The 21217-nt window shown below is 72.4% G+C and carries 17 protein-coding genes; 6 read left to right on the top strand and 11 right to left on the bottom strand.

The features are described 5' to 3' along the window. Positions 1-46 precede the first annotated feature (46 nt). The 4 genes from ACFYPH_RS03665 to ACFYPH_RS03650 are packed head-to-tail and all read right to left on the bottom strand — an operon-like array spanning position 47 to position 5637. Positions 47-424, bottom strand: a complete 378-nt coding sequence (locus ACFYPH_RS03665) for a hypothetical protein (protein WP_387178615.1) — start codon at positions 422-424, stop codon at positions 47-49. Positions 425-480: 56 nt separating this feature from the next. Further along, positions 481-4869 carry a toxin glutamine deamidase domain-containing protein gene (locus ACFYPH_RS03660; protein WP_387178612.1) on the bottom strand — a complete coding sequence of 1463 codons (4389 nt, stop codon included), beginning with the start codon at positions 4867-4869 and terminating at the stop codon, positions 481-483. 16 nt (positions 4870-4885) lie between these two features. Further along, the gene (locus tag ACFYPH_RS03655) at positions 4886-5218 is read right to left on the bottom strand and encodes a hypothetical protein (protein ID WP_387178609.1); all 333 of its coding nucleotides are present in this window, start codon (positions 5216-5218) and stop codon (positions 4886-4888) included. Next, positions 5215-5637: a YbaB/EbfC family nucleoid-associated protein gene (locus ACFYPH_RS03650; protein ID WP_387178606.1), complete on the bottom strand. Its 423-nt coding sequence runs from the start codon at positions 5635-5637 to the stop codon at positions 5215-5217. Before ACFYPH_RS03650 ends, ACFYPH_RS03655 begins: the two co-directional genes overlap by 4 nt. A 78-nt stretch (positions 5638-5715) precedes the next feature. Here ACFYPH_RS03650 and ACFYPH_RS03645 point away from each other — a divergent pair, with 78 nt between their 5' ends. Next, complete coding sequence (locus ACFYPH_RS03645) at positions 5716-6963, top strand: SUKH-3 domain-containing protein (RefSeq protein WP_387178603.1); 1248 nt, start codon at positions 5716-5718, stop codon at positions 6961-6963. Here the strand turns inward: ACFYPH_RS03645 and ACFYPH_RS03640 are convergent. After that, positions 6960-8399: an aldehyde dehydrogenase family protein gene (locus ACFYPH_RS03640; protein ID WP_363935235.1), complete on the bottom strand. Its 1440-nt coding sequence runs from the start codon at positions 8397-8399 to the stop codon at positions 6960-6962. The two genes, ACFYPH_RS03645 and ACFYPH_RS03640, sit on opposite strands and share 4 nt — an antisense overlap. 143 nt (positions 8400-8542) lie before the next feature. On the opposite strand from ACFYPH_RS03640, the gene ACFYPH_RS03635 reads away from it, so the two are divergent. After that, positions 8543-9979: a gamma-aminobutyraldehyde dehydrogenase gene (locus ACFYPH_RS03635; protein WP_354854280.1), complete on the top strand. Its 1437-nt coding sequence runs from the start codon at positions 8543-8545 to the stop codon at positions 9977-9979. A 4-nt stretch (positions 9980-9983) separates the two neighbouring features. After that, positions 9984-11255, top strand: a complete 1272-nt coding sequence (gene gabT, locus ACFYPH_RS03630) for a 4-aminobutyrate--2-oxoglutarate transaminase (protein ID WP_355132905.1) — start codon at positions 9984-9986, stop codon at positions 11253-11255. A 65-nt stretch (positions 11256-11320) separates the two neighbouring features. Here gabT and ACFYPH_RS03625 read toward each other — a convergent pair whose 3' ends face one another. After that, on the bottom strand, positions 11321-11998 hold the full coding sequence (locus ACFYPH_RS03625; protein ID WP_354854277.1) for a hypothetical protein: 678 nt from the start codon (positions 11996-11998) through the stop codon (positions 11321-11323). A gap of 175 nt (positions 11999-12173) precedes the next feature. On the opposite strand from ACFYPH_RS03625, the gene ACFYPH_RS03620 reads away from it, so the two are divergent. From ACFYPH_RS03620 to ACFYPH_RS03610, 3 genes are read left to right on the top strand one after another with little or no spacing between them, the layout of a single operon-like run. Continuing rightward, the gene (locus tag ACFYPH_RS03620) at positions 12174-13457 is read left to right on the top strand and encodes a GAF domain-containing protein (RefSeq protein WP_387178598.1); all 1284 of its coding nucleotides are present in this window, start codon (positions 12174-12176) and stop codon (positions 13455-13457) included. 39 nt (positions 13458-13496) lie between these two features. Beyond that, the gene (gene adh, locus ACFYPH_RS03615) at positions 13497-15002 is read left to right on the top strand and encodes an aldehyde dehydrogenase (RefSeq protein WP_387178595.1); all 1506 of its coding nucleotides are present in this window, start codon (positions 13497-13499) and stop codon (positions 15000-15002) included. Further along, on the top strand, positions 15002-15346 hold the full coding sequence (locus ACFYPH_RS03610) for a DUF779 domain-containing protein (protein WP_387178592.1): 345 nt from the start codon (positions 15002-15004) through the stop codon (positions 15344-15346). The genes adh and ACFYPH_RS03610 overlap by 1 nt, the downstream gene beginning before the upstream one ends. A gap of 140 nt (positions 15347-15486) precedes the next feature. Here ACFYPH_RS03610 and ACFYPH_RS03605 read toward each other — a convergent pair whose 3' ends face one another. The 5 genes from ACFYPH_RS03605 to ACFYPH_RS03585 form a co-directional block, all read right to left on the bottom strand. Continuing rightward, on the bottom strand, positions 15487-16338 hold the full coding sequence (locus ACFYPH_RS03605) for a DUF559 domain-containing protein (protein WP_387178589.1): 852 nt from the start codon (positions 16336-16338) through the stop codon (positions 15487-15489). A 244-nt stretch (positions 16339-16582) separates the two neighbouring features. Next, positions 16583-17347, bottom strand: coding sequence for a G5 domain-containing protein (locus tag ACFYPH_RS03600; RefSeq protein WP_354854317.1), 765 nt, complete (start codon positions 17345-17347; stop codon positions 16583-16585). 234 nt (positions 17348-17581) lie between these two features. Next, a complete protein-coding gene (speB, locus tag ACFYPH_RS03595) occupies positions 17582-18595 on the bottom strand; it encodes an agmatinase (RefSeq protein ID WP_387178586.1) in 1014 nt (337 codons plus the stop codon). After that, complete coding sequence (locus ACFYPH_RS03590; RefSeq protein ID WP_355063038.1) at positions 18592-19794, bottom strand: saccharopine dehydrogenase C-terminal domain-containing protein; 1203 nt, start codon at positions 19792-19794, stop codon at positions 18592-18594. The genes speB and ACFYPH_RS03590 overlap by 4 nt, the downstream gene beginning before the upstream one ends. Then, positions 19794-21215, bottom strand: a complete 1422-nt coding sequence (locus tag ACFYPH_RS03585; protein ID WP_355063036.1) for an FAD-dependent oxidoreductase — start codon at positions 21213-21215, stop codon at positions 19794-19796. The genes ACFYPH_RS03590 and ACFYPH_RS03585 overlap by 1 nt, the downstream gene beginning before the upstream one ends. Positions 21216-21217: the final 2 nt, after the last annotated feature.

Genomic DNA, 21217 nt, shown 5'->3' with positions numbered 1-21217 from the left:
CGGCAACCGCCGCGCGCCCGTCAGCCTGCGCCGACGGCACCGTGGGTCACGTCGCCAACTCGGGATCAGCACCCGGATCGCCGGCTGCGCGAAGCTGCTCCTCGAACATCACGAACGTCCGCTGGCGAATCCCCCGGATCAGAGCCTGTTCCTTCGGAGTCAACGGTCGCCCTTCCGCCTCCGCCACATCCCGGAGTGCCTGCACGGTCTCGTAGAGGGCGAAGATCGGCCCTTCGCCGACCAGATAGTGCGCCCGGAAACGCTCAACTTCCTGCACGAACTCTTCCGCAGTTTGGCGAAATACCTCTCCTCCGACGTCGAAGACAATCTCGCCAAAGAGGTCATTCTTTTCCTGCCAACCCCCGGTGTCGATGGATACCCGCCATACCCTGGCACCGCCGTCGGACGTCTCCACGATCTTCACTGGCGACTGGTAATAGAGGTAGTAAGCCGGGAGCACCAGACCTGGCATGTGCGCCATCAAGCGTTCCCCTCGTAGGCCGACAGCAGTGCCTCCCAGAACAACTGTTGCTCGCGGCGGAGGATGCCATCTGCGATCGCGCTCTCGCGACTGTTCATGGCTCGACCCTCGGCCCGGGCCAGGGCGTCCACGTCACGGCGCACCTCATACAGCGCATGCTCCCAGACCGCCACCGCGTCGAGCGCGGCCAGGTGCAGGCGGAACTCGGCGAGATGGCCGTCCCGGGTCCGCAGTACGAGTTGTACGTCCCGGTAGCCGCTGTCCTGGGGAGACATGAACCGGTCCTGACAACGCACGATCACGACGTCAGGATGGTCGCGTATTCGTCCGAGCGCCGCGTAGAGGTCGTCGGGCCTGCGAAATTCGACCTTGGCGGCCGCGAGGTCGAACAACTTGGACGCGTCACCCCCGTACTTGTTCACCTTGTCCTCGGCCCGGCGGCGGTCCTTGGGTTGGGAGCGCCAGCCGGGCTCACCGACACGACGGTCACCAACCTGCGCGAGCGACATCGCCAACTGATTCAGCTCCACCTGAGCGACAGCAGCCGCCAAATAGAGGTCGTCCAGGTAGCGCTCGCGGTAGGACCGGTCGCCTCGTTGACGCCTGTCGAATGCTGGCTGAGTCGGCGGATCGTCGGGCACCTGAATACTCGCGCTGATCCGTCGCTGCTCGTCGGTCAGAGGTGTCGGCTGCGGCTGGGATGCCCTCCGGTCGGCCGCAGCCGGACCTGCCGGCTCCTGCTGGGCGATGTCGTCGAGCACGTCGGCGAGGGCATCGATGGCCTGTTGGTGGCTCGCCAGGTGATGCAGCGTCAACGGCCGCGCCGTCAGTGACGTCGCCAATTCGGGGCTGGCCAGGATGATCCGCGCCAGGTCCGGCGCCTGCGCCAGTTGCCGGGCCAACGTCTCGGCCAGCTTCGGCTCGCTGGCGGGTGGCTCTCGCAGGGCGGTATCCAGCATGTCGCGGACCCGGGCATCCGTGAGCAGCCGCGACCCGTCCTGCGCGGCCGCGTCGTCGAGGCTGGGCACCAGCCGCCGCAGGGTCGGTGGATCCAGGGCCCTCGCGAACTCACCCGGGCTCACCCCGGCCGAGAAGACCTCGTCCAGACTGTCGGCCAGCGCGAGCACCTCAGCCGGGTCGCGGCCCGCCGTCGGCCTGTCCGCAGCCGGACCGGGCGACCCACTCGGGGCACCCGCCACCGAGCCCGGCCCGTCGAGCAGCAGGTACATCCGGTTGATGTACGGGTCGCCATGGCCGCCGTCGTCGTACGCCGGTGGGTGGGTCGGCAGGTCGGGACGTTCACTGAACCGGCCTCGGGGCAGCCCGCCGAGTGGCATCGGCCGGCCGTCCCCGCCCAGCACGAGTGCGTCGATGCCGACCACGTCGGGGTAGAGCGGCCGGTCCCGCACGAGGCCGGTCTGCGGGTCGACGTAGAGGACCGTGCCGTTCTGGTTGAGCGCCACCCAGGCGTGCGAGCCGCCGCCCGCCCACTCGGTGATCAGGAACGCGTAGCTGCCGTGGCCGCCCAGCAGCAGTTGGTCGTGCAGGTTGGCGTACCCCCGGTCGGCGGCCTGCCGCGCCTGCGCCGGGTGAGCCCGTTGGTCGGATGGCGGTGCGAGGACGCGCTGGAAACGGCCGCCGGTCACGTCTTCCACCCGGCCCGGGCCACCCGCCTCACCGCGGATCGGGCGTCGGGTGTCGCCGTCCAGGTAGCCGTCGAAGGTGCGCGGCGCGGACACCCGCGGCCGCCCGTGCACCCAGGTCTCGAACAGCGACAGGGTGCAGTCCAGGCAGTTGATGCCCCGGGTGGCGTCGGCCTGGGGGCCGCCGTCGTTCAGGAGGCGGAACCAGCCGCCCCGGCGGGGGTCGGCGGTACGCAGGACAGCGCCGTCGAGGTCACGGGGCATCTGCCGTTCGACGTCGACCTGGTGCAGGGCGAGCGGCGGCCGGAGCCCGCCCGGCTGCCCGTACGGCCGGGAGTCGTCGATCGACGGGGGTACGTCGTCGCCGGTGAGCCGGGACGGGCCGGCGGTCTCCACCGCGCCGAGCGCGAGCGCGCCCACGTCGCTGTTGGCGTGCGCGAAAGCGCCGTCGGCGAGGTCCACGACCGCCGGCGCCCTGATGCCCGCCAGCACGTCGTCGGCCAGGTCACGCCATTGGGCGTACGCGCGTGTCTCGTCGTTCGCCGCCCGCTGCCAGCCGTCGGCCCACTGCCGGTGCCCCGCCTGGTGCAACTGTCGGGCGTAGTTCGCGTACTCGACAGCCCTGCGGTCGTGCTCCGCGGCGCGGGTCCGCAGGCGGGCGGCCTCCGCCTGCCGGCGATTGTTCTCGAACCCGGTCCGCTGCGACTCGTAGTGGCCCTGGTAGCGCCGCCGCTCGGCGGCCTCCGCCTCGGCCACCCACCGAGCGGCGTACCCGTCGCTCTCGGTCACGGACACCGACGGGTCGCCGAACGCGAGCACGTCGACGGGAACCGAGGCCCGGCCGCGAGCCCGTTGCCGGGGTACGCGGGCCGGCGCGGGCGCCTCCCGCGTCGAGAACCGCGTGGGTACGGCGTGCCGGCCCACCGCCGCACCGGTGACCGCGCCACCGCCGGGCCTGCCGGCGGCATCGGGCGTCGTACCGGCCACCGGGCCGGTGGACGTGAACGGAAACGCCGTTCCGGGGGCGACGGTCGACGCGGGACCGGCGGACGCGACCGGCGTCGCCAGCCCCACGGTGCTCGCCGCCGCCGACGGGGAAAGGCCCCCCGCTAACGGGCCGGTCGACAGCGGCACCGAAGCCGACGACGGCGGGGTCGACGGAGGCACGGAGGCCGACGGCAGGGTCGACGGAGGCACGGAGGCCGACGGCAGGGTCGACGGAGGCACGGAAGCCGGCGACGGGCCGGTCGACGGGGGCACGGCAACCGTGCCGTTGGTGCCCGGGGCGACCGCACCCGAGGCGATCCCCGGCGACGCGCCGACCGCCGGCCCAGCACCCGCCACCGGCCCGCCGTTCGGGTCAACGGCGCCGGCCACGGGCGCGGTGACCGCCGAGAGCAGGGGATCCGCCGCGACAGCAGGAAGCCCCGGGGCCGCGACGGCCGAGAGCGTGGGATCCGCCGCGACAGCGGAGAGCGCCGGACTCGTGCCGTGCCCAACGCCCGACGACGTCGCGTCGGGTGCCGCCGGCACCGGCGAGCCGACAACGTCCGCCCCCGCCTGCTGGGCGACATCCGCCACCGGAGACCCCGGGGAGGACGCAGCCCCAGACAGCGGCCCCGGAGCAGAAGACGCCGGCGAGAAAGACGCGGCTTCCGGGGGCGAGGCATCCAGCGGAGGCGCGGTGGGGATCGGAAGGGACGGGCCGGTGAAGGACGCTCCGGCGAGGGCGTTGGCCTGCGCGTGCAGCCGGGCCTGCAGGGCGTGGTCGGTCTGCCCGGTCGCCGACCCGGTGGCCCCGGACGCGGCGGCGCGTACCGCGTCCTCCACCGAGGTCAGGCCCTGCCCGGTGGCGATGCTGGCGGCGCTCTCGGCGAACATCTCGCCGGTCATCTCCCGACCCAGGTGCTCGCCGATGCGCGCCGCGCGGCCGGTCGCGTGACGGCCCAGGCCCGCCAGTGGCGCGACCGCTCCCCCGGCGAGCCCGCCGACCGCCGACGCGCCCAGGTCGGTCAGGTCCACGCCGTGCGCCCGGCCCGTGGAGTTCTGGTACGCCTGGGTGGCCAGGCTGATCCCGGACTCCTCGGCCGCCTCCTCCAGCCCCTCCCGGGTGGCTCGCTTGGCGAGGCCGCGCACGCCACCCTTGGCGACCTCCTTGGCGGCGCGCTCGCCGGCCTCCTTGAGCCCCCGCCGCAGCGCCTTGCTCGCCAGTTGGCCCATCAGACGCTTGAAGATCTGCTGGATCAGCAGCCGGGTGGCGGTGATGGCCGCGCCGGCGGCCGGGGATGCGGCACCCGCGGTGAGCAGCGCCGCCACCGCCACCGAGAGCAGCTCGATGACGAGGATGCCCAACTCGATCCAGACTTCGAGCTTGGCGCCCTCGATGTCGCAGCCGCACTCCTCGACCAGGCGACCCAGATCGGCGGTGACCGCGAGGAGCACCGGCAGGGGCGCGTCAGCACCCTCGGTGATCCCACGCCAGGCCGCCTCGAACGCGGCGTCGACGGCTCCGACACCGCCGTATCCGCTGCGTACCTCGGTGGCGGCCGCTGCGGCGTCGGCGTGCGGACCGGCGAGGACGCCGGCGACCGCGTACCACCGGTCGGCGACGTCCCAGACGGCCCGTTCGTTCCCCTCGGGCCACTGCACGCCGACCGCCCAGTCGAGGGCCTCGTAGATCCAGCCGGGAACGTCCCAGGGCGCGTAGTCGAGCGGGTGCGGGATCGGGCTGGGCAGCACGCTCATCCGGATCGACCCGCCGTCAGCGCTGGTCGGCGGCCCGGTCGAGCCGGGCGGCGCTGCTCTGGTCGGTCTGCACGCTCGCGTCGACGGCGCTGACCACGTCGGCGCTCAGCTCGGTGAGCCGCTGCCCGACGCCCGCCCAGGCGCGCAGCACGGTCTGCTCGATGCCGCGGTAGCTGCGCTCGAACGCGGCGCCGATGTCGTCGCGCCCCCACGGGCGGGCGCCGCTGGCGGCCTCGATCTCGCCGCCCTCCGCTGCCCGGCTGGCCGTCACCGCCTCGCCGGACAGGGCCAGGTCGGCGCCACCGCGCCGCGCGCGGGACGCGTCGAGCCAGAGCTGACCGTCGGTCATGCCGGCCCCTCGCCGCGCCCGAGCACGGCGTCCGCGCGGCCGAGCAACGCGCCGAAATCGCCGGTACGCAGGAACTCCGCCGAGCCGGCACCGGCCGGCATGGTCTCGGCGACCAGGTCCTGGGTGGCCTGGGTGGCGGCGGCCACGGCGGCGTGGACCGTTTCGGTGACTTTCCGGCTCAGCGCCTCCGCGTCGCGGTCCCGGTAGATCGCCGGGGCCAGGACGACCTCGACCAGCTGACCCTGCGCGCCGACGGTCGCCGTGACGTGGCCGTCCGGCGAGCGCCGGGTCACCCGCAGTTGGGCGAGCCGCGCCTGCAGAGTGTCCAAACCGGACCTGAGCTGCTGATACTGGCCGTACACGTCGTCGAATCGGGCCCGTAGCTCGCGATTGGCGTCCCGGTCCACGCGTTCGCTCACCGCCGCTCCTCCCGTCACCGTCGGTAGGGAAGACCATACCGGCCGCCATCGATTCGTGTAGTCCGGTAGTTTCGATGTGTGATCGACCGTCAGCAGGCCGAGCAGCTCGCGTCCGCGTGGGCGCGCCGGGATTCGCAGCGCCTCGGCCACGAGTGCACCCCGGTGGTCGACGAGTTCGACCTCGGCTTCGTCGTCACCTCGATCGTGTCGAGCGAGGTGCGGGCGATCCCCGGCGATCTGCCGACGACCGTCATCGACAGGCGGACCGGAAAGGTCACCACCTGGCCCCGCGTGCCCACCGAGGTGGTGGCGGACCTGTACCGGCGCAGTCAGCCCAGCGGGCCGACGGCCCCCCGCACCGTCGACGCGTCGAGTCTGCTGATCCGGGAGATCCGTCGCGCGCCGATGCCGAACACGGTGGCACACCTGACCCTCGACGGTCGCATCTGGACGGCCCAGGGCACGAAGGGCGCCGTCGCGCTGAACCACCACCCACTCGTCCGCAGCTACCTGGACGAGCGGCCTCCGGGCGAGCTGGTCCGCGGCGCCGAGTGTCACGCCGAGCTGATCGTGGTCTCCGACGTGCTGCACGAGTACGACCACCGCCGGGCCGCCGAGGGCATCGAGCCGATGGGGCGGGCCGAGGCGGCAGCCTTGCTGGAGGCGGCGCGCTTCGAGATCTTCCGGATCCGCGAGCCGGGTGACCCGGCCGGTGGCGCCGCGGAGCGACCCTGCGACTCGTGCATCTCTTTCCTGGTGAGCGCCAACGTTCTACCGGAGTCGGCGCGGGCCTACACCGAGACGTGGCTCGCACCGGCGGAGCCGGACCCGGACCCGGGCCGCTTTTCGCCCGAGGTGGCCAACGCGCTGGTGGCGGCGGGCTGGCGACCGCACATCGGTGACCAGATCATGGCCGCGGCCGGCGTGCGGGACGTCACCGCCGTGCCGGGGGCCGTCCACCAGCACGAGGTCTTTCCCGCCGCCGTGGAGGCGCTTACCGCGTTCCCCAGCCTGGTCGGCGCGCGGCGGGGCCCGGGCGCGCAGGTGTGGATCTCGCGCTTCGACATCCGCCCGCACACCATCGCGCACACCGCCGACACCCTCGCGGACTTCGGCGCGGTGCTCGGCGTGCGGCTCTTTCCGATCGGCACCGAGCAGCAGGACAGCATCCTCGCCGTCGACGAGCGCGGCCGGGTCTTCGCCCTCGACCAGGCCGGCGAGTGGTTCCTCGGCGACACCATCGACGCCGCGCTCACCACGTTGCTGCTCGGCCGCGCCCCCGCCCGGGTCGGCGACGACGGCACCTGGCCGGCGGACCCGAGCTAGAGCGCCAGCCCGGTCAGCACCATGACCCGCACCTCGGTGTAGTCGTCCATCGCGCTGCGTAGCCCCTCCCGACCGACGCCGCTGCCCTTGACCCCGCCGTACGGCATCTGGTCGGCCCGGTACGACGGCACGTCGCCGACGATCACGCCGCCCACCTCCAGGACCCGCGCGGCGGAGAAGGCCACGTCCAGGCGCCGGGTGAACACGCCGGCCTGCAACCCGTACGCCGAGCCGTTGACCGCGGCGAACGCGGCCTGGTCGTCGGCGACCGGGGTTACCACCAGCACCGGCCCGAACACCTCCTCGGCGACGACCTTGGCATCGGCGGGCACACCGGTGAGCACGGTCGGGGGGTACGTCGCGCCGTCCCGCACGCCGCCCACCTCGACGGTGGCGCCGGCCCCGACCGCCTCGGCCACCCACGTCTCGACCCGGCGGGCCGCCTCCTCGGACACCATCGGCCCGACGTCGGTCAGCTCCGAGGCGGGATCTCCGGTGCGCAGGGCGCGGACCGCCGCGACCAGCCGGGGCAGGAAGTCGGCATGCAGCGCGTGGTGCACGTACACGCGTTGCACGGCGATGCACGACTGGCCGGCCTGGTAGTTGGCGAAGGTGGCGATGCGCTGCGCGGCGAAGTCCAGGTCCTCGTCGGCCGCCCAGTCCGCGCAGATCACCGCTGCCGCGTTGCCGCCCAGCTCCAGCGTCACGTGCTTCTCCGGGACCTGCCGGCGGATGGCCGCGCCGACCGGCCCCGACCCGGTGAACGACACGACCGGCAGCCGGGGGTCGGCGACCAGTTCGGCGGCGCGGTCGTTGGGCAGCGGCAGCACCGAGAACATGCCGGCGGGGAGGTCGGTCTCGGCCAGCAGCTCGCCGAGCAGCAGCGCGGACAGCGGCGTGGCCGGGGCCGGCTTGACGATGATCGGCGCACCGACCGCGATGGCCGGCGCGACCTTGTGCGCGACCAGGTTGAGCGGGAAGTTGAACGGCGCGATGCCGAGCACCGGCCCTCTCGGCACCCGCCGGACCAGGGCGATCCGCCCGCTGGCGGCCGGGTCGGTGTCGAGGCGTTGCAGCTCACCGGAGAAGCGCCGGGCCTCCTCGGCGGCCCACCGGAAGGTGGACACCGCCCGCCCGACCTCGGCGCGCGCCCACTTCACCGGCTTGCCGTTCTCGGCGGTGATCAGCGCCGCGACCTCGTCGGCGCGCTCCGCGAGCCGCCGCGACACGTGGTCCAGGGCCGCCGCCCGGGCGTGCGCGGGCAGGGCCGCGGCCTGCGCGGCCACACCGGCCGCCGCCGCGACGGCGGCGTCGACCTGGTCGCGGGTGGCAAAGGTGGTACGCCCCACCGTGCGGCCGTCGTACGGATGGTGAACGGTCAGCTCGCCCTCACCGGAGGCGGGACGGGAGGCGACGAAGAAGTCTGCGGGCTCCACGCCGTGCAGCGTAGACGAGACAACCGCCGACGGAAACAGTCGCCGTATCCCTTGTCTGCCGCGAATTCAGTAGCGAAGATGGCAGGAAGATTGCGATAACCTCCGCACACCGCATCCCCGGCCCCCCTCGGAGTGATCCCGTCATGAGTGACCAGCAGCAGCTGCGCAACTTCGTCAACGGCTCCTACGTCGAACCGGCCGACGGCGGGTACGCCGATCTGGTCGACCCCTGCACCGGCGAGGTGTTCGCCCAGGCGCCGGTCTCCGGGGCCGCCGACGTCGACGCGGCGATGACCGCCGCCGCCACCGCGTTCGAGAGCTGGCGGGAGGTCACCCCGGCCGAGCGGCAGAGGGCGATGCTCAGGCTCGCCGACGCCGTGGAGGCCCGCGCGGCCGAACTGGTGGACGCCGAGGTCCGCAACACCGGCAAGCCGCGCCAGCTCACCGCCGAGGAGGAGCTGCCACCGGCGGTGGACCAGTTCCGGTTCTTCGCCGGGGCAGCCCGCCTGCTGGAGGGGCGGTCCGCCGGCGAGTACCTGGCGGGGCACACCTCGTACGTGCGGCGCGAGCCGATCGGTGTCTGCGCCCAGGTGACCCCGTGGAACTACCCGCTGATGATGGCGGTGTGGAAGATCGCCCCGGCCCTCGCCGCCGGCAACACGGTGGTGCTGAAGCCGTCGGACACCACGCCGGTGTCGACGCTGCTGCTCGCCGAGATCGCCGCCGAGTTCTTCCCGCCGGGGGTGTTCAACGTGGTCTGCGGCGACCGGGACACCGGTCGTACCCTCGTGTCGCACCCGACCCCCCAGCTCGTGTCGATCACCGGCTCGACGCGCGCGGGCATGGAGGTGGCCGCCGCGGCGGCCCCCGACCTGAAGCGGACCCACCTGGAGCTGGGCGGCAAGGCCCCGGTGGTGATCTTCGACGACGCGGACGTGGCGGCGGCGGCCGAGGCCATCGCGCTGGGCGGCTACTTCAACGCCGGTCAGGACTGCACGGCGGCGACCCGCGTGCTGGCCGGGCCGGGCATTTACGACGACTTCGTGGCGGCCCTGGCCGAGCAGGCCCGCAACACGAAGACCGGCGCACCGGACGACGCGGACGTGCTCTACGGCCCGCTGAACAACGCCAACCAGCTCGCCCGGGTCAGCGGCTTCGTGGACCGGCTGCCCGACCACGCGGCGATCCAGACCGGCGGCTCCCGGCAGGGTGAGCGCGGCTACTTCTACGCGCCGACGGTGGTGTCCGGGCTGCGCCAGTCCGACGAGATCATCCAGGACGAGGTGTTCGGGCCGGTCATCACCGTGCAGCGCTTCTCCGACGAGGACGAGGCGGTGCGCTGGGCCAACGGCGTCGACTACGGCCTGTCGGCCTCGGTCTGGACGCGGGACCACGGCCGGGCGATGCGGATGACCCGGCGGCTGGACTTCGGCTGCGTCTGGGTGAACACGCACATCCCGTTCGTCTCCGAGATGCCGCACGGCGGCTTCAAGCACTCCGGGCACGGCAAGGACCTCTCGGTCTACAGCCTGGAGGACTACACCCGGATCAAGCACGTCATGCACAACATCGAGGGCTGAGGCGATGACATCCTCCGAAGAACTGCACAAGCGGCGCGGTGGTGCCGTCGCCCGGGGCGTGGGCAGTGTCATTTCGTCCTACGTGGACTCCGCGTCGGGCGGCACGCTCACCGACGTCGACGGGCGGGAGTGGATCGACTTCGCCGCCGGCATCGCCGTCACCAGCGTCGGCAACTCCGCGCCGAGGGTGGTCGAGGCGGTCCGCGCGCAGGTGGAACGGTTCACCCACACCTGCTTCATGGTCGCGCCGTACGAGTCGTACGTGGCGGTGTGCGAGCAGCTCAACGCGCTGACACCGGGCGGGTTCGAGAAGCGCTCGGCCCTGTTCAACTCCGGGGCCGAGGCGGTGGAGAACGCCGTCAAGATCGCCCGGCACGCCACCGGGCGACCGGCCGTGGTGGTGTTCGACCACGCGTACCACGGCCGGACCAACCTGACCATGGCGTTGACCGCGAAGAACATGCCGTACAAGCACCGGTTCGGGCCGTTCGCCGGAGAGATCTACCGGGTGCCGATGTCGTACCCGCTGCGCGACGGCGGCCTCTCCGGCGCCGAGGCGGCCGCGCGGGCCATCGAGATGGTCGAGAAGCAGGTCGGCGCCGAGAACGTCGCCGCGCTGCTCATCGAGCCGATCCAGGGCGAGGGCGGCTTCGTGGTGCCCGCGCCCGGTTTCCTGCCGGCGCTGCGAGCCTGGGCGACAGCGGCTGGCGTGGTGTTCGTCGCCGACGAGATCCAGACCGGCTTCTGCCGTACCGGCGACTGGTTCGCCTGCCAGCACGAGGGCGTCGAACCGGACCTGGTCGCCCTGGCCAAGAGCATCGCGGGTGGCCTGCCCCTCGCGGCGGTGACCGGTCGGGCCGAGCTGATGGACGCGGTGCACGTCGGCGGGCTCGGCGGCACGTACGGCGGCAACCCGATCGCCTGCGCCGCCGCGCTGGCCACCATCGAGACCATGCACGAGCTGGACCTGGCGGGCGCGGCCCGTCGGATCGAGTCCGTGCTGGCCCCCCGGCTCCGCGCCATCGCCGAGCGGGACCCCCGCATCGCCGAGGTACGCGGGCGCGGCGCGATGCTCGCCGTGGAGCTGGTGCAGCCCGGCACCCTCGTCCCCGACCCGACCGCCACGGCGGCCATCTCGGCCGCGTGCCACGCCGCCGGCCTGCTCACCCTGACCTGCGGCACGTACGGCAACGTGCTGCGCTTCCTGCCCCCGTTGGTGATCTCCGACGAGCAGCTGACCAGAGGTGCCGACATCCTCGACGCCGCCTTCGGCTGACCGAGGGAAGGGCCCCTTCCCGAGAAGGGGCCCTTCCCGAGAAGGGGCCCTTCCGCACGGCAGGGTCAGCGAAGCACCTCGACGGTGTTGCGGCGGACCAGGTTCTTGCCCGGCTCGCGGATCTGGTCCATCGCGGCGGTGTTGAGCAGCACGCAGCTGCCCGACGGGCCGGTCACCGTGACCGTGGTGGCCTTGTTGTTGTCCAGGTTGGTCACCCGCAGCCGGGTGCCCACCGGAAACTGCCCGCTGGTCGCCGCCGGCGCGGCATTCTCGGCGAAGAAGGTGATCGCCCCCGAGCAGGCCGAGCGGGGCGCCGGGCCGGGCGCTCCGGGAGACGCTGCGCCGGGTCGGACCGTGCCGGCGGCCGGCGGCGCGGCGGGCGGAACGGCCTCGCCGTCGAGCCGTTGCACCACGTTGCGGCGGATCACGTTCTTGCCCGGCTCCCGCACCAGCTCCATCGCGGCGGCGTTGAGCAGCACACAACTGCCCGACGGGCCGGTCACCGTCACCGTGGCCGCCCGGTTGTTGTCCAGATTGGTCACCCGCAGCCGCGTGCCCACCGGGAACCGGTCACTGGTCGCCGCCGGGGCCCCGCCCTCGGCCGAGAAGGTGACCGAGCCCGAGCAGACGGACTGCTGCGCGGGTGCGGTGTCGGCGAACCCGAACCCGGTCCCCACCGCCACTCCCGCCGCGGCGAGCACCGCCACGGTCGCCGCCAGCACGTGCTTGCGCTGCACCCTCATCGCCGTCACTCCCGTCCTCGGTGTGTTCTTCACCGCGTGGTACGGACGGGAGGGACCTACCGTTCAGCCGACACGGGCACCGATCGCCGTGGCGGCCAGTTCGACGGGTCCGCACCTGGTGTGGTTGGCGATCGAGGGTGAGCTGCGTCACGATGGGGACCGAGGAGGTCGCCCCATGGCTGACCCGTGGCTCGCCCTGGAATTCGGCGTCGATCCGGCCGAGCGGATCGCGCAGGTCGGCGCGGCCCACGAGGCGTTCCTCGCCGCCGGCGCCGCGCCGCGCCGGGTGCGGGAGGTGGTACGCCGGTCGTGGGAACGGTCCGCCCGACTCGACCCGGAGGCAACTCCGCCGGTCGACCTGACCGACGACGCGCTGGCGAGCTACCGGGCCGCGCACCCGCTGGCCCAGGTGCTGCCGCTCTTCCGGGACCTGCTCGGCGGCATCGCCCAGGACGGCGCGCACCTGATGGCGGTCTGCGACGCGTACGGGCGGCTGCTCTGGGTGGAGGGCCACCCGGGGGTGCGCCGGCACGCCGAGCGGATGAACTTCGTGCCCGGCGCCCTGTGGGACGAGAGGCACGCCGGCACCAACGCCCCCGGCACCGCACTGGCCGTCGACCACAGCGTGCAGATCTTCGCCACCGAGCACTTCATCCGGCCGGTGCAGCGCTGGACCTGCGCGGCGGCGCCGATCCACGACCCGGCCACCGGGCGACTGCTCGGCGCGGTCGACATCACCGGCGGCGACCACCTGGCCAACCCGCACAGCCTGGCGCTGGTCCGCGCCACCGCCCGGGCCGCCGAGGCGCAGCTCGCCACCGACCGACCGGTGGAGCCCGGCGTCGTCACCGTGACCGCGCTCGGCCGCGACGAGGCGGAACTGCGGGTCGACGGGCGGCGCATCCGGCTGGGCCGCCGGCACAGCGAGCTGCTGGTGCTGCTGCTGCACCATCCCGAGGGGCGCACCGGCGAACAGCTCGGCCTCGACGTGTACGGAGACGACCGGCTCCTGCCGGTCACCCTGCGCGCGGAGCTGTCCCGGTTGCGCCGGGTGCTCGGCCCCGAGCTGCTCGACTCCCGCCCGTACCGGCTGCACGGCACCGTCCGCGCCGACTTCACCACGGTCGCCGACCGGTTGGACCAGGGCGATCCGGCGGGCGCGCTCGACGCGTACTCCGGGCCGTTGCTGCCCGGCTCGGACGCGCCGGGAGTCACGCGACTGCGCCGGCTCATCGACGGCCAGCTCCGCGCGGCCGTGCTGGCCGCCGCGGACCCGGCGCTGCTCGCGGCGTGGACCGCGACGCCCGCCGGCGCCGACGACCTGACCGCGTGGCAGGCCCTGGCGCGGGCGTTACCGGTGGGCGCGGCCCGCCGGCCGCTCGCGCTCGCCCGCATCCACCAGCTCGCCACGGAGTACGACCTACCACGCGCAACGTTGCTGCAACGTCCCCGAAACTAGCCTCGCCGCCGACACCGCACCACGACGGCGGAGGTAACCATGACGCGCTACGACGCGCCCACCCACTGGCAGTCCCGTTACGACCACTTCATCGGCGGCGAGTACGTCAAGCCGCACGGCGGTGGCTACTTCGAGAACCCGACCCCGGTCACCGGGCAGACCTTCACCGAGGTGGCCCGGGGCACCGCCGCGGACGTGGAGAAGGCCCTGGACGCCGCGCACGGCGCCGCCGACGCCTGGGGGCGCACCTCGGTGGCCGAGCGGGCGCTGATCCTCAACCGCATCGCGGACCGGATGCAGGACAACCTGGAGTCGCTGGCCATCGCCGAGACCTGGGAGAACGGCAAGCCGATCCGCGAAACGCTGGCTGCCGACATTCCGCTGGCCATCGATCACTTCCGCTACTTCGCCGGGGCGATCCGGGCGCAGGAGGGCTCGCTGGGCGAGATCGACGACGACACCGTCGCGTACCACTTCCACGAGCCGCTCGGCGTGGTCGGGCAGATCATCCCGTGGAACTTCCCGATCCTGATGGCCACCTGGAAGCTGGCGCCCGCGCTGGCCGCCGGCAACGCCGTGGTGCTCAAGCCGGCCGAGCAGACCCCGGCCTCGATCCACTACTGGCTGTCGCTGGTGGCGGACCTGCTGCCGCCGGGCGTGCTCAACATCGTCAACGGCTTCGGCGTGGAGGCCGGCAAGCCGCTGGCGTCCTCGCCACGGGTCGCCAAGGTGGCGTTCACCGGTGAGACCACCACCGGGCGGCTGATCATGCAGTACGCCAGTGAGAACATCAAGCCGGTCACCCTGGAGCTGGGCGGCAAGAGCCCGAACATCTTCTTCGACGACGTCAGCGCGTCCCGTGATGACTTCTTCGACAAGGCGCTCGAGGGCTTCACCATGTTCGCCCTCAACCAGGGCGAGGTCTGCACCTGCCCGTCGCGGGCGCTGATCCAGCAGGGCCACTACTCGGACTTCCTCGCCGCGGCGGTGGAGCGGACCGGCCGGATCGTGCAGGGCCACCCGCTGGACACCGACACGATGGTCGGCGCGCAGGCCTCCAACGACCAGCTGGAGAAGATCCTGTCCTACCTGGACATCGGCCGCCAGGAGGGTGCGAAGGTGCTCACCGGCGGCGCCCGCGCGGATCTGGGCGGGGAGCTGTCCGGCGGGTACTACGTCCAGCCGACGATCTTCGAGGGCGACAACTCGATGCGGGTCTTTCAGGAGGAGATCTTCGGACCGGTGGTTTCGGTGACCTCCTTCGCCGACCTCGACGACGCCGTGAAGACCGCGAACGACACCCTGTACGGGCTGGGCGCGGGCGTCTGGACCCGGGACATGAACACCGCGTACCGGGCGGGGCGGGCGATCCAGGCCGGGCGGGTGTGGACCAACTGCTACCACGCGTACCCGGCGCACGCCGCGTTCGGCGGGTACAAGCAGTCCGGCATCGGCCGGGAGAACCACAAGATGATGCTGGAGCACTACCAGCAGACCAAGAACCTGCTGGTCAGCTACTCGACCCAGAAGCTCGGCTTCTTCTGATGTCCATCGTCTCCGTGACCCCCGCGGCGGCCGATCTGATCCGGTCGCTGCGGGAGCGGCACGGGCCGCTGATGTTCCACCAGTCCGGCGGCTGCTGCGACGGCAGTGCCCCGATGTGCTACCCGGCAGGCGAGTTCCGCACCGGATCGTCCGATGTCCTGCTCGCCTCGCTCGCCGTGGACGGTGTGCCGGAGCCGGTCGAGTTCTGGATGTCGTCGGCCCAGTGGGAGTTGTGGAAACACACGAGGCTCACCGTCGACGTGGTCCCGGGCCGGGGCAGCGGCTTCTCCCTGGAGGCCCCCGACGGTCTCCGCTTCCTCATCCGCTCCCGCCTCGCCGCCTAGGTCACCCGCGACCGCTGCGTGTGGGCCGCCCCCGCCCCGTCGATCATGGAGTTGTGGTGGGCAGCAAGGGATGCTTTACACCTTTCGTCAGCCACCACAACTCCATGATCGGCCCTGGGGAGCGTGGGGCGGGGAGGGAGTTAGGGGTGGAGGAGGGGGATCAGGGTTTTGATGATGTGGTTGGGGCGGCGGTAGAGGTCCAGGTCCGTGAAGTGGCGGATTTTCCAGCCGTTTGCGGCTAGCCAGTTCGATCGGGAACGATCATGCCGGAGACGGTCGCGGTCCAAATGGGACGATCCGTCATACTCGACGCCGACCTTGCGGCGCCGGTAACCGAGGTCGAGGCGGTAGAGCGGCACTCCATGACCGTCCGGGACCCAGACCTGTGGCTCCGGCGGTGGCAGGCCGCCATCTATCAACACCAGGCGAAGCTGACTCTCCTGCCGGCACTCCGCCCGCGGGTCGGCGCGTGGCACGAGTTCACGCGCCTGGCAGACGCCACGGAGGCGTTTGTGCCGAGCGACCTCCGCCCTGAGTTCCTCGGATCGGCAGGCACCCACGCGAAGGCACAGGTCCAGCAGCGGCATCGCGTCCATTCGGCGCAGTGACCGGGCTAGGTCGACCGCGCAACGGGCGGCCGGGGCACAGGGCACTCCGCCCAGCAGCACCGTATCGCGTACCGGCAGCACCGCCTCGTGGGCGACGACTCCCCGCATCTGCGGGACGTTCTCGCCGGCCGGCACAATGATGTGCACGTCGAAACTGCGGACGTCGCCGAAGCCGTGCAACTGTGCACCGGTATGGAAGCCGACGACGGCAGTCTCAGGCAACCGCCGAAAGATCGCCGGCAGTCGCGCGGCTGGGTCGGCCGAGGGCGTGTAGACGCTCCGCGTCAACCGGTGCAGGCGGGACAGCCCAACCAGCCTGCGCACCTGCTCCCGACTGAGGCCGGCGGCGAGTAACTCCGCGTATCGATACTGATCCTGTGCCATGCGGCAGAGACTGCCGCGCCCCGCCCCAGGCATTCCGCCCCGACCCAGGAATCTGTGGATACCCGAGCGCCCTGTGCACAACCCCCAAACAAAGCCCACCCGTGCTATGCGCATCGACCTCCACCACAGCGTCGATCAAGGAGTTGTGGTGCCGGACAGAACTCCTGAACCATCGTCTACCGGGCACCACAACTCCATGATCGACTCGGTTCAGGGCAACCGGGGCAGGGCTGACGCGGCGCGGTTAGTCGCAGCCGTAGCCGTCGTTGTCGCGGTCGAGGTCGTAGATGTCGGTGCCGATGACCTTGACCGGGCCGCGAACGTAGGCGGGGCCGTTGCCGCTGCCTGGCAGGCAGTCGACGTCGCTGGCGATCGGGACGCAGGGGCTGTAGTTCGGGTCGCACTTCGCCTGCGCGGCCTTCTTGGTGCCGACGGCGACGACCTGGGTCAACGGCTGCTTCGTCACAACGGATTTCACCAGCTTCCGGGCCGTCCGCACCCCGTCCGTGGTGGTCACCTCGTACGTCAGTGTCTTCGTACCGTTGACGCCCTTGGTTCGGACGACCCGCTTGCCCTCGGCCAGGGAGGAGTCCTTCACGGTCCGCTCGGCGTACCGGATCGTGGCCCGCTCCGTCACGGTCGTCACCTGCACCACCGGCGCGGCGCTGGACGGGCTCGGCGAGACCGACGCGGTGGAGGGTGCGGCGACCGGCGACACCTCCTGCGCGGGGGCCTCCTCGGTCGGCTCGGCGGGTGCCGCCACGATGGGCTGCTGCGGTTGCTCGGCCGCGGTGCCGGTGCGGGTGGGCTCCGGTTCGCCGGCCAGGGCGCTGACAATCGCGGTGCCGGCGCAGCAGAGCAGCAGGAACGACAGGGCCACCGAGCCGAGGATGACGGCGACGCGGCTGGCGGGACTGGCCCGGCGGAACCAGCTCTGGGCGGCGGGCAGGCGGGGCCCAGGGCCGAACGGCGGCACGTGCGGCGGGCCAGGATTCGGCGGTGGTTGCATCGTCACGTCGATGAGTGTCGTCGCAAACACTGCGTGCAATATCCACCATCGCGCTCGTGACCGGCGACGGGACGACAGGTCAGGCAACCACTTGGCCGGACCGGGCACGGCTGATCGTGCCGCGCATTCAGGCAGCAAATCCGCGAATCACCAATTATTGGCCACGATAACGACCGCTCCACAGAGGAGGTCCGGGTCCGGCGTCGACGTGTCGAGTTGCCGTCAATGCGCTGGTCAGCGGGCGTCCAGGAGGGGTTGGTGGGGGTTCCACGGTGACCCGCCCGCGGCGTCGCGCCGGCGTCGGGCGATCGCCGACAGTGCCTCCAGGACCACGCGGTTGCCCAGGTAGGCGGTGATGTCGGCGTGGTCGTACGGCGGCGCGACCTCGACCACGTCCACCCCGACCACCGGCAGCTCGTAGCAGACCCGGCGGACCGCGTCGAGCAGTTGCCGGGAGGTCAGGCCACCCGGTTCGGGGGTGCCGGTGCCGGGGGCCATCCCGGGATCGACGACGTCCACGTCGACGGAGAGGAAGACCCCCTCGCACTCGTCGACCGCGATCGTGAACGCCTCGGTGAGGCACGGGTCCAGCCCGCGGGCGACCAGCTCGGTCATCTCGTACGAGCGCATCCGCTGCTCGGCCATCCAGGACAGGATGTCCGGGCCGGGCCAGTAGCCGCGCAGCCCGATCTGGAGGAACCGGTCGCCGCGTACCGCGCCAGACTCGATGAGGCGACGCATCGGCTGGCCGTGCCCGTGCAGCGAGCCGAACTCGATCTCGCCGGTGTCCGCGTGCGCGTCGAAGTGCACGAGCGACACCCGACCGTGCCCGTGCTGGCGGGCCACGCCGGTCGCGTCGGGCAGCGCGATGGAGTGGTCCCCGCCGAGCACGATCGGGATGGCGCCGGAGGACGACACTGCGTAGACGGCCGCCTCCAGAGCGGCCAGTGACCGTTCGATGTCGCCGGAGAACATCTCGACGTCGCCGGCGTCGTACACCCGGAGGTCGCGCAGCGCGTCGACGCGCAGCGCGAGGGACGGGCGGGAGCCGTCGTGGGCCAGGTAGCACGCCTGGCGAATCGCCGACGGCCCGAACCGGGTGCCGGGCCGGTGCGAGGTGCCGCCGTCAAAGGGTGCGCCGACGATGACGATGTCGGCGTCCGCGTACGACGACGGGTCGTCGAGTGCGCACCGGTCCACCCCGAGGAAGGTGATGTCCGGGCCGTACATGGCACCGTAGCGGCTCATCGCTCCTCCATCCCCCAGGGCGAGCCGTAGCTGGTCAGCAGGTCGAGGAACGGCACCGGGGGCAGGGCCTCCGGGCCGAGCACGCCGACGCCGGACCACGCGCCGGTGGCGAGCAGTTCCAGCGCCACCACCGGGTTCACCGCGGTCTGCCAGACGACCGCCTGGTGGCCGTACTCGCGCATCGACCACTCGTTGTCGACCACGTGGTAGAGGTACACCTCCCGGGGCTGCCCGTCCGGGCCCAGGCCACGCACCCAGGTGCCGGCGCAGGTCTTGCCGCGCATCCGGTCGCCGAGGGTGGCCGGGTCGGGCAGGCAGGCCGCGACCACGTCCCGCGGCGACACCTGCACGCCGCGCACGCTGACCGGCGTCGTCGAGTCCAGGCCGAGCTTGTGCAGCGTCTTCAGCACGTCGATGAACTCGTCGCCGAGGCCGTACTTGAAGGTGACCCGCTTCGCCTTCACCCAGCGCGGGATCAGCAGCACCTCCTCGTGCTCGACGTTGACGCACTCGACCGGGCCGATTCCCTCCGGGAAGTCGAAGACCTCCGGCTCGCTGAACGGCTCGGTGGTGTACCAGCCCCGGTCGGCCTCCCAGACCACGGGCGGGTTGAGACACTCCTCGATCGTGGTCCAGATGGAGAACGAGGGTGCGAAGTCGTAGCCGTCGACGGTCAGGTTCGCCCCGTCCCGGACGCCGATCTCGTCGATCTCGCTGAACAGCTCGTCGGCGGCGTACCGGGCGAAGATGTCGGACAGGCCGGGCTCGATGCCGATGCCGCCGAGCGCGAGCCGGCCGGCCGCCGCCCATCGGTCGGCGACGGCGAACTGGTCGTCGCCGAGCTTCACCCCGGTCTCGGCGTAGGGGCGGGACGGGTGCGGGTGGGACAGCGACATCGCCATGTCGAGGTAGTCCGCGCCGGCCGCGAACGCGCCGTCGAAGATGGGCATGACGAAGCGCGGGTCGACGGCGTTGAGCACGTGGGTGATCCGGTGCTCCCGGCACAGCGCGGTGACCGCGTCGGCCGAGGAGGCGTCCACCTGGGCGGCGACGAAACGGTCGCCGTGCCCGGCCACCGCGCGGGCGGCGCGGTCCGGGTCATGGTCGGCGACCACCATCGTCTCGAAGAAGGAGCGTCGGGCGGCGATGGCTACGGCGGCGGAGCCGACGCCACCGGCGCCGACGAGCAGGACACGCATCAGGAATCAAACCCCAAACCAAGACGATCGAGAGTACGGAGCCACAGGTCGCGACGGCCCTCACGCGCATCGGCGCGGGCCATCGACCGGCGGGTGAGATTGATGCCGACCGCGCGGACGGGTTCCGGCGGGAACGGCAGGGGCTTGCGGCGGACCAGATCGAGCCGGGTCAGCGGGGTGTCCCCGCCGGCCAGCAGGTCGAGCAGCACCCGGGCCGAGAAGCGGGTGGCGCCGACGCCGAGGCCTGTGTAGCCGGCCGCGTACGCCAGTCGACCGCCGAACGCGGTCCCGTAGAACGGGCAGAACCGGGTGCAGGTGTCGATGACGCCGCCCCAGCGGTGGCTGAAGCGCACGTCGGCGAGCTGCGGGAACGTGGTGAAGAAGTGGTTGGCGAGAGCGGTGAAGGTGGCCGGGCGCTGCTCCAGCTTCGGGGCGACCCGGTTGCCGTAGTGGTAGACGGCGTCGTAGCCGCCGAAGAGGATCCGCCCGTCGCGGGTGATCCGGTAGTAGTGGAACTGGTTGCCGGTGTCGGCCAGGCCCTGGCGGTTGCGCCAGCCGATCGCGTCGCGCTGCGCCGGGCTGAGCGGCTCGGTCATCAGCACGTGGTCGTAGACGGGCACCACGTACGCGCGCAGCCGGCGCAGCAGCGGCGGAAACGCGTTGGTGGCCAGCACGACCCGGCGGGCGCGTACCGAGCCGGGCGCGTTGTCCAGCCCGCCGGCGGTCGCCGCGCGCAGGGCCGGGCCGTCGGCGCGCAGCCCGGTGACCCGGGTGTGCTCGTGCACGCGTACGCCGAGGTCGACGCAGGCGCGGCGCAGACCCCACGCCAGCTTCGCCGGGTCCACCATGGCGACCCGGTCGGCGTCGACCATGCCACCCAGGTACGTCGGCGAGTTCACCTCGGCACGCACCTCGTCGGTGTCGAGCAGCCGCACCCGGTGGCCGTACCGGCGGGCCAGCTCGGCGTCGGCGGCCAACCCGTCGAGCTGGTACGGCTCGACGGCGACGGCCAGTTCGCCGGTGCGCTCGAAGTCGCAGTCGATGTCGAACTCCGCGACGGTGGCGGCGATCGCGTCCAGGTTGGCGCGGCCGAGGCGTTCCAGCTCGCCGATCTCGCCGGGGAACCGGTCGACGCCGTTGGCCAGGCCGTGGGTGAGCGAGGCGGCGCAGAACCCGCCGTTGCGCCCGGAGGCGGCCCACCCGCAGGTCCCGGCGTCGACGAGCAGCACGTCACGGTCCGGCTCGGCCCGCTTGGCCTCCAGGGCGGCCCAGAGCCCGCCGTACCCGCCGCCGATCACCAGCAGGTCGGCGGTCTGCGCGCCGGTGAGCGGCGGCAGCGGGTCGGGGCGCTCCGGGCGGTCCAGCCAGTACGGCACGGGCGCCGCGTCGGCAAGCGCCCGGCCGGTATGCGGGAGGGTCATGA

The sequence above is a fragment of the Micromonospora sp. NPDC005252 genome (genome assembly GCF_042872475.1).
In the GTDB taxonomy this organism is placed as follows: domain Bacteria; phylum Actinomycetota; class Actinomycetes; order Mycobacteriales; family Micromonosporaceae; genus Micromonospora.
Note: the sequence above shows the minus strand (reverse complement) of the source record. Positions and strands in the feature narration are given on the sequence as shown.